This window comes from Bradyrhizobium tropiciagri (assembly GCF_001189845.1).
Lineage (GTDB): Bacteria > Pseudomonadota > Alphaproteobacteria > Rhizobiales > Xanthobacteraceae > Bradyrhizobium > Bradyrhizobium tropiciagri.
The window spans coordinates 24695-32444 of the sequence record NZ_LFLZ01000092.1 but is presented as its reverse complement, the minus strand read 5'-3'; the positions used below and the strand labels follow the sequence as shown (position 1 = coordinate 32444).

Here is a 7750-nt window from a genome sequence, read left to right as displayed (position 1 = left end):
AAGCGCGACCGATGGACACGACGCAACGCGACAGGACGGTCGGCTTTCTCTGCCTGGTGGTGACGGCGTTCGGCTGGGCGCTGAACTGGCCGCTGATGAAGCTGCTGTTGCAGCAATGGCCGCCGCTGTTCGCGCGCGGGCTTGCCGGCACCTGCGCGGCGGTGATCCTGGGCACGCTCGCGCTGGCCCGCGGCCAGTCGCTCGCGGTGCCGCGCGAGGCGATCCCGCGGCTGCTGTTCGCCTCCTTCACCAACGTCTTTGCCTGGATGGGCTTCGGCACCATCGCGATGAAGTTCGTCACGGTCGGCGAGGGCGCGCTGTTGGCTTACACGATGCCGATCTGGGCGATGCTGTTGGCCTGGCCGGTGCTGCACAGCCGCCCGACCTTGCGGGATCTGGCCGCGCTGGTGCTCGGCGTCGCCGGCGTTGCCATGTTGCTCGGCGCAGGCGGCTTTGCGTTCACCGCCGTCAAGCTCACCGGCATTGCGCTTGCGCTCGCCTGCGCCATTCTGTTCGCGCTCGGCAATGTGCTGAACCGCAAGCCGCTGCCGATGCCGCCGCTCGCCGTGGTCGCCTGGCAGGTCGGCATCGGCTGTCTGGTCATGTTGCTGCTCGGCGTGCTGTTCGAGCGTCCGAATTACACGGCGATCACGCCGCTCGGCCTCGGCTGCTTCGCCTACATGACGCTGATGCCGATGGGCATCTGCTATCTCACCTGGTTCGAGACGCTGCGCCGCCTGCCGCCGACATCGGCATCGACCCGGCATGCTGCTGGTGCCGGTGATTGGCGTGGTCTCGGCTGCGATCATGCTCGGCGAGCCGCTGGGCCTGCGCGAGATCGGCGCCATGGCACTGACGCTTGGCGGCGTGATGCTGGCGCTGCAACGCGCCTGAGGCCGCGCTGGAACGGAGATCGGCGCATCGCGTTTTCCTGAAAAGGGAGCTTGGCCATGCGCAAGGCGATCGCGCGGCTTGATGCGGAGCAGAAGGCGCAGCTGCTTTATCTCGCAGATCTCGCAGATCTCGGCACGGCGATGTTCACGTCGGCGCTCGTGGTCTGCACCCTGAAGGCGGTCGTGGACCTCTTCGTCGCCGGCTGAACCGCCACATCGGCGACAACGCGCCGTCACTTGCCTTCCGGCGCGTCCTCTACCTGCGTGTGGCCTTCAGGCCCCCGATTGAACACCCCGTAATCGCTGGATTTCACCCCGGCTGCCGCGTCGGTGCCGACGCCGGACAGACCGAGCTTGAGCAACTCGCGGACCGCCGCGGCGCGGGTCGGCATACGGTGCTTGAACCGGAAATCGTCCAAGGCAGCCAATTCCTCCGGCGAGACCATGACCTGGAGACGCTCGGCGCGTAACTCGTTCATCGCAAATACCCCATCGCAAAAATACCCAAACTTCGCTGATTGAGTAACTTGCTAAACCAACAGACTCTCCCCGAGTTCCCTTGCTTGAGACAAAAACGTTGAATGAGTAATATTGTAAAGCAAAATCAATAGCTTATTAAAAAAATACGGGAACGACGGGCTACCTGTTTCGTTATGTTGCGGGAGAGATGCCATGACTGACCAAGTCAAGCTGCCCCGCAAGCTATCCGAGGAGCCGAAAGCGCCGGAACCGCGGCGTCCGAGCCACGCTCGGGTCATCGATCAACTGGACCGCTGGGCCAACAGCCCCGGTCTGCAACCGCCAAGGATGGACGATGCAGAGGACGATTCAACGACGGAAGCGATCTGAACCCCACACCTTCGAGCAGCGCCTCGAGGAACATCGGGTGCGGCTCGAGAACCGGCTCGCGCAGCTGCCGCGCGGCGCCGAGCGTGAGCAGATCGTCGCGCGCATCGATCAGCTGAAGACAGCCTTCGAGCTGAACGCGATGTTGTCGACGAGCGAGTAACGCGACGACAAGCCGAGGGAGCGCCCACTTGCTCCCGCCACTTTACTCGCCTACCATTCCCACCTCGACGGGGATGGAGTCCCCCGATAACCGCCGCAAGGCTGATGACTCCTACCGGGCGCGACAGCGTCGGTAGGAGCGCGTGCCACAGCCGACCTGCCGCGCCCCGCGAATGAGAAGGGGGCAGAGCATGACGGGTCTTCCTGGTTCAATCTCAATCGCATTGTCGCTGGTCGGGTCGATCTGGCTCGTCGGTGTCGTCGCCCTGCTGGTCGACGCGCCGGGCGAGCTGGTCGCCGCGACCTTTGTTGTTGGGATGCTGGTCGGCATCGCCGAGTGGCAAGCAGGAAGGTTACGAAATTGAACGTTCAATTGTTGGCGGCGGTCGCGATCGGCGGTTCGCTGGGATCGGTCGCACGCTATCTGGTGGCGATCGGCGCGGGGCGCCTGGTCGGCACGGAATTTCCCTGGGGCACGCTGGTGATCAATATCGTGGGCTCGTTCCTGATCGGGGTCTTCGCAGAGTCGTTCGCGTTGAGCTGGAATGTCAGCCAGACGGTGCGGGTGTTTCTCACCGTCGGCATCTGCGGCGGCTTCACCACCTTCTCGACCTTTTCGCTCGATGCGATCGTGCTGATGCAGCGGGGCGAGCTATGGCCGGCCGGCGCCTATATCGCGGCCTCCGTCGCGCTCTCGATCCTGGCGCTGTTCGGCGGCCTGCTGCTGGTGCGGACGTTCGCGGTCTAATGGTCAGCCGTCATCCCCGCGCAAAGGCTTTGCCTTTGTCGCTGCAGGAGCGCGGATACTGCGTAATTTCGGAATATTAGAAGAATATCTCCGAGTTGCCCGACGTGTCAAGTTGCTTGGTCTGAACGCCGGCCAACGACGGTACTTTGCATGGGGTTGTTTTCGATATTTTGGCAGCGCCCCTGCGACGGCCGCATAACGTCATGTCGCTCTCGCTAGTCGGTGGGATGGCGGCCGGTGCGCGGATTGATCGGCGACGTCGGCCGCCGACGCAGCGCTTCGGGCAGGAACGCTTCGCCGCTCCTGGGCGAGGCGTCGGCGCGGACGTCGGCGGCCCATTGCGCGCGTTCGTGCGGCGTTTGGTTGTCGTTGAAGGTCCGCTTCACGTCGACCCCGCCGACCGGGTCGTTGACGCCGTTTTGGCTCGCGGGATGGTCGACGCCGTTGTGGATGTCACTGGAGTTGCCCATCGCACCCTCCGGGTTCGATATCTCAGGACCAACATTGCCCGCGCGGGCACCGTTCCAAAAAAGTGAAGCGCCGGAGGTATTGGCTGCCGCCGGAATCCTTGGCGCATGCAGGGCCAGCCGGTAGGATGGAACCCGGAACGACCAAGGGAAAGACCGAGGGAATGAAGCATGTCGACGTCGCGGTGATTGCTGCCACGCTGTGGCTGCTGGCGTCGATGGTGCTGGACATCCTGACGCCGAAGTCGATCACCGTGTTCATGATCGCCGCTGCGCTCGCCCCGCCGTTCCTGATCGGGATCGGCATCCATTTCGCGCGCGAATATTTCAAGGCCAAGCGGCGCAGCTACCAGCCGCCGCAATGGGACGAACGCTTCAGGAACTAGACCGGACTCTGGCGGGGCAGGGCTGCGTCGGCTGCATTGAACTGCGCTGATGGCTTGCTAAGGTTGCGTCATGACCGAGCATCTCACTGACACGATCAGCCGCCTCTACACCGACCCCGGCGAATATGTCGACAGCGACCATCCCGCCGTCGAGGCGTTCGCCCGCGCCGCCGTCCCGGCCGACGCCAGCGCGCGCGAGATCGCGAGCCGGCTCTACACCGCGGTGCGCGACGGCATCCGCTACAACCCTTATGTCAGCATGCGCTCACCGGAGAGCTATCGGGCCTCCAGCGTGCTCGCCGCCGGCAACGGCTATTGCGTCGGCAAGGCGGCGCTCTATGCCGCGGCCTGCCGGGTCCACGGCATCCCGGCCCGCGTCGGCTTCGCCGATGTCCGCAACCATCTCACCACCGAGAAGCTGCGCCAGAGCATGGGCTCGGACCTGTTCACCTGGCACGGCTTCACCGAAGTGTTCGTCGATGGCGCCTGGCGCAAGGCGACCCCGACCTTCAACGACACGCTGTGCGCCAAGCTCGGCGTCAAGCCGCTCGATTTCGATGGCCATTCAGATGCGCTGCTGCATCCCTTCGACGGCGCGGGTCGTGCCTACATGCAATATGTCAACGACCACGGCAGCTATCACGACGTCCCCGCCAAATTCCTGATGCGCGAGATGGCGCGCGAATACGCCAACATGCAGGGCGAGGACATGTCGGGCCGCGACATGGAGCGGGAGGCGGCGGAGCAGTAGCGGGTGCGGGCAGCGACGGCGCAAGCCGTCCTCGTCAATTGCGCACCGGCTGAGGGGGCTGTGTCATGGATGCGGAGCTGCCGAAAGCGCCGGTCGGCCGTCCGACCACGGGCTGGGAGGACGCGGTCGCGCTGACCGGCTTCATCCTGGTCGCGGTCGGTCAGGCCTCCAACCAGGTGCTGGCGCGCGGCCTTGCCGGCTCGGTGCCGCCGTTCTCGCTGGCCTTCTTCCGCTGGAGCATCATCGCCATCGGGCTGGCGCCGTTCGCGATCGCGGCGATCAAGGGCGGCAAGATCCCGCTGGCGCAGAACCTGTGGCCGATCCTCGCCGCGGGCTTCCTCGGCATGTTCCTGTGCGGCGGCCCGGTCTACATCGCCGGGATCACCACCACCGCGATCCATATCGCGCTGATCTTCGCGCTGTCGCCGATCATGGTGCTGTTGATCTCGGCCGCGCTCGGCATCGAGCACATCGGTCCGCTGCAATGGCTCGGCACGGCGCTGGCGCTCGCCGGCGCGCTGCTGATCGTCTCCGGCGGCCATCTGGAAACGCTGACCCAATCGAGCGCGGCCTGGGGCGATCTCCTGGTGGTGTGCGCGATGCTCGGCTGGTCCGGCTACACGCTGGTGCAATCCCGTGTCGCGCCGCGCGCCTCGCTGCTGGCGCGGGTCAGCCTGTTCTCGGCGGCGGGCGCGCTGTGCTCGCTGCCGCCGGCCGTGCAGGAGATGTGGGCGACGCCTGCTGCGGTGTTCAACGCGAGGGCGTTCGAGGCCTATGTGTTCGCCGGTCTCGTGCCCGGCCTGATGGCCTATGCCGCTTCGCCTGGCTCGGTGCGCGGTTCGGCTCGGTGCGGACATCGCTGGTGCTCTACGTCGCGCCGATCGCGAGCGCGCTCTTGTCCTGGGTCATTCTGGGTGAGCCGCCGAAGCTGATCCATTTGGTCGGCGGCCTGCTGATCCTTGGCGGCGTCTGGGCGAGCCTGCGCAAATAGGCCAGTTCCCCGCCATTGCAACTTTTCCCGGCCTCGTGCGTTGAATCCGGCGTTGATTCAAGAACTTAGTTGGAGGCCGCATGAATCTGACTCCCCAGCAACGGAAAGAGCGCGATGCGCAGCGTCAGCAAGATGCGTCGCAGGCGATGAAGGAGCACCGCGCCAACGAGAAGGCCTTCTACGACAATTTCCAGCGCCTCAAGGCCGAGCGGCAGGCGCGCGAAGCCGCCGAGTCACGCTCGCAGGCGCAGTCCGCTTCGAAATAACCGCCGGGAGTCATCCCGCCATCCGGATTGTCCGGATCTGACCGACCGAGAAGGAGCAGAGACGAGGGGCGAGCACGGCGCAAGCGAGCTCGCCCTCATGACGCGATGAACTCTCCAGGCTTATGGAGGACGTCAGATGTATTTTGCCGATAAGAAGACGGTGACGTGCAAATGCGGCGAGCCCCTGAGCGAATTGATGCTCGTCGACGACCAGACGACCGGAATCAAGTTTCATGTCGGTCGTTGCCCGTCATGCCGTGAGGTGACGGTTGTTCGATCCCAGGACACGCCATCGAGCGACGATGCCTGAAGCCGGATGCGTGCGTGACTGGCCGGCTGGCACATGGTTCGCCGGCAGGGCTGACAGACGAACCTCCAAAAAGGCGAACCTTAAAAAAGAGCAGGGCGCGACCGGCATCACCACGGTCGCGCCCTACGTCGCCGGTCAATGGGGCAGGGGGAATAACCGGCTCTTGCAATGACTCGCAGACCCCCGGACTCGTTCCGCGCGAATCAAAATTTTTTCGTACACGGTTAAGTGATGGCTGGACGCGAGAACCCCACAGGTTTCGTTCGCGTTGTGTCCGTGATCGCCAACGGGAATTTCCATGGGGCGAGGGACATCACCATGTCAAAGATTCAAAAGGGAATTTTCGCTGCGTTGGCGGTTGGATTGACGCTTGGCGCGGTCCAGCTGGCATCCGGCCACGATCTCATTGGCGGGCAGCAGGTCACCACCCAATTGGCGCCGGAGAGCGCGGTCAATCGCGCCGCCAAGACCGACCGCGCCGCGGTTCCGCTGACCGGCCTGCCGAGCCGGACCGTCGCGCTGAAGCTCGACCGGCTGCCCGATACGTCGGTCCTGGTGCGCGTTCCCGTGGCGCGGGAAGAGGCCCGCAATCACCCCGCAGCGCCCGCCCGCGCGCGGCCCGGCGACACCCGCAAGGTCGCCTGCGAACCGGTGGTCAGCGTCCTGACCGAAGTGGCCAAGCTGCTGCAGCCCGGCCGCTGCGTGACTTGAGCAAGGGCGAACGTTCCACAAGCAACGCTGTCATCGCCCGGCTTGACCGGGCGATCCAGTACGCCGCGGCCTAACCGCTTAATAACACCGTCTCTGGAATACTGGATCGCCCGGTCAAGCCGGGCGATGACACGGTTGGTTGCGTTTAACGCCTTACCGGATGACGCAGGCTATTCTTCTTCCTCCGCCTCATTGCCGCTGGCAGCACCGCGGCTTGCCATCAGGCCGAGCGCGAGCCGCCGACTGCCAGGATCGGGATCAGCCGCTTCACGCCGACGGCGCGGACGATCTGCAGCGCGGTCGCGATCAATGCGGGATCGGCGAACATGGTTGCCGCTGCCGATTTCGCAGCCTTCGCCGCTTTCTCGGCACGCCTTCGCATTTCGCGCTTGCGCGCGGTGTAGACGCCGACGGCGATCAGCGTGACGACCAGGAACAGCGCGGCGCCGGAGAGGCACGCTTCCACCGGTCCGTAGTGCTGCAGCACATAGACGAAGGCGGCCGCGCACAGGAAGGCGATGGTGATGAACAGCGCGATCGCGGCGGCGGCGGCCAGCGAGGTTAGCCGCAGCGCGCTGCCGGTGGATTCCTTGACGTCATCGATCAGCCGCTGAAGCATTGACCAGCCTTGTTTTCGACCTTGCCTTGAAAAGCGCATCGACAAACGAGGCGGCGGCGCGCCAGCGCTGCCATCTCGTCCAGAACGGTGGTTTGCGCATGACCGCCATCGCAGGCCTCATCCGCCGGAGTTGAGCAGCGTCTAGCGCCGCCAAGTGACGCCGATCAAAAAGCCGAGGCCAAGCGCCAGGCCGACGGTCGCCAGCGGCCGCTGGGTGATCACCTCTTCCAGCGACTCCTCGATCGAGGATGCAGCCTCCTGCGCCGCGCCTATCATCGCGCTGCCGCGCTCCGACATGTCGTCGAAGGTCGATTCCGCGTTGGCGCGCGCATCCTTGTAGTGGCGGCGGGCCTGCTTGCCTGCGTTGCTCGCAAACGAGTTGAGCGCGTCGGTGATCTGTTCGGTGAGGGCCGCGATATCGTTCTTCACGGCGATGACATCCTTTTCGAGGCGCTCGTAGGTCGCTTTGTCCGTCATGTTCTTGATCCCAAATGCGCTGTCCGTGCTCGACATCGAAAGCTCCCGGAGAACGTGTGTGTTTGGAGAAAAACGCTTCGCACCAAGCAAAGGTTCCAGATGCGAAACTGAGCCTTGCTGTTC

Annotated in this window: 13 protein-coding genes, 2 pseudogenes and 1 riboswitch; of the genes and pseudogenes, 11 read left to right on the top strand and 4 right to left on the bottom strand. The window is 64.7% G+C overall.

Annotation, left to right across the window (positions count from 1 at the left end):
- Positions 1–11: 11 nt before the first annotated feature.
- Together AKN84_RS39800 and AKN84_RS47600 are read left to right on the top strand one after the other, a co-directional pair.
- Positions 12–894: pseudogene (locus AKN84_RS39800) on the top strand (DMT family transporter).
- Between the two features lie 56 nt (positions 895–950).
- Entirely contained in the window at positions 951–1100 is a 150-nt protein-coding gene (locus AKN84_RS47600; protein ID WP_157863387.1) for a hypothetical protein, read from the top strand.
- A 26-nt stretch (positions 1101–1126) separates the two neighbouring features.
- Here AKN84_RS47600 and AKN84_RS39795 read toward each other — a convergent pair whose 3' ends face one another.
- The gene (locus tag AKN84_RS39795; RefSeq protein ID WP_050425829.1) at positions 1127–1372 is read right to left on the bottom strand and encodes a hypothetical protein; all 246 of its coding nucleotides are present in this window, start codon (positions 1370–1372) and stop codon (positions 1127–1129) included.
- 407 nt (positions 1373–1779) lie between these two features.
- Between AKN84_RS39795 and AKN84_RS50165 the strand changes: the two genes are divergently transcribed.
- The 3 genes from AKN84_RS50165 to crcB all read left to right on the top strand — a co-directional run bounded on the left by AKN84_RS50165 (position 1780) and on the right by crcB (position 2649).
- Entirely contained in the window at positions 1780–1902 is a 123-nt protein-coding gene (locus AKN84_RS50165) for a hypothetical protein (RefSeq protein WP_283805578.1), read from the top strand.
- Between the two features lie 60 nt (positions 1903–1962).
- Positions 1963–2023: riboswitch (Fluoride riboswitch) on the top strand.
- A 69-nt stretch (positions 2024–2092) separates the two neighbouring features.
- Entirely contained in the window at positions 2093–2266 is a 174-nt protein-coding gene (locus tag AKN84_RS47595; RefSeq protein ID WP_157863386.1) for a hypothetical protein, read from the top strand.
- Positions 2263–2649: a fluoride efflux transporter CrcB gene (gene crcB / locus AKN84_RS39790; RefSeq protein WP_050425828.1), complete on the top strand. Its 387-nt coding sequence runs from the start codon at positions 2263–2265 to the stop codon at positions 2647–2649. The genes AKN84_RS47595 and crcB overlap by 4 nt, the downstream gene beginning before the upstream one ends.
- A gap of 215 nt (positions 2650–2864) precedes the next feature.
- Here the strand turns inward: crcB and AKN84_RS39785 are convergent, their stop codons facing one another.
- Positions 2865–3119, bottom strand: a complete 255-nt coding sequence (locus AKN84_RS39785) for a hypothetical protein (protein ID WP_050425827.1) — start codon at positions 3117–3119, stop codon at positions 2865–2867.
- Between the two features lie 161 nt (positions 3120–3280).
- Here AKN84_RS39785 and AKN84_RS39780 point away from each other — a divergent pair, with 161 nt between their 5' ends.
- The 6 genes from AKN84_RS39780 (at position 3281) to AKN84_RS39760 (ending at position 6531) form a co-directional block, all read left to right on the top strand.
- A complete protein-coding gene (locus AKN84_RS39780) occupies positions 3281–3502 on the top strand; it encodes a hypothetical protein (RefSeq protein WP_050425834.1) in 222 nt (73 codons plus the stop codon).
- 70 nt (positions 3503–3572) lie between these two features.
- The gene (locus AKN84_RS39775; RefSeq protein ID WP_050425826.1) at positions 3573–4253 is read left to right on the top strand and encodes a transglutaminase-like domain-containing protein; all 681 of its coding nucleotides are present in this window, start codon (positions 3573–3575) and stop codon (positions 4251–4253) included.
- A gap of 65 nt (positions 4254–4318) precedes the next feature.
- Positions 4319–5185, top strand: coding sequence for a DMT family transporter (locus AKN84_RS51025; protein WP_488226071.1), 867 nt, complete (start codon positions 4319–4321; stop codon positions 5183–5185).
- Positions 5134–5244: a hypothetical protein gene (locus tag AKN84_RS51020; RefSeq protein WP_488226072.1), complete on the top strand. Its 111-nt coding sequence runs from the start codon at positions 5134–5136 to the stop codon at positions 5242–5244. Before AKN84_RS51025 ends, AKN84_RS51020 begins: the two co-directional genes overlap by 52 nt.
- 80 nt (positions 5245–5324) lie before the next feature.
- The gene (locus AKN84_RS39765; RefSeq protein ID WP_050425825.1) at positions 5325–5510 is read left to right on the top strand and encodes a hypothetical protein; all 186 of its coding nucleotides are present in this window, start codon (positions 5325–5327) and stop codon (positions 5508–5510) included.
- A gap of 628 nt (positions 5511–6138) precedes the next feature.
- Positions 6139–6531 carry a hypothetical protein gene (locus tag AKN84_RS39760; protein ID WP_050425824.1) on the top strand — a complete coding sequence of 131 codons (393 nt, stop codon included), beginning with the start codon at positions 6139–6141 and terminating at the stop codon, positions 6529–6531.
- Between the two features lie 170 nt (positions 6532–6701).
- Here AKN84_RS39760 and AKN84_RS39755 read toward each other — a convergent pair.
- A pseudogene (locus AKN84_RS39755) lies at positions 6702–7150 on the bottom strand (hypothetical protein).
- Between the two features lie 141 nt (positions 7151–7291).
- Positions 7292–7663 carry an ElaB/YgaM/YqjD family protein gene (locus AKN84_RS39750; RefSeq protein ID WP_050425823.1) on the bottom strand — a complete coding sequence of 124 codons (372 nt, stop codon included), beginning with the start codon at positions 7661–7663 and terminating at the stop codon, positions 7292–7294.
- Positions 7664–7750: the final 87 nt, after the last annotated feature.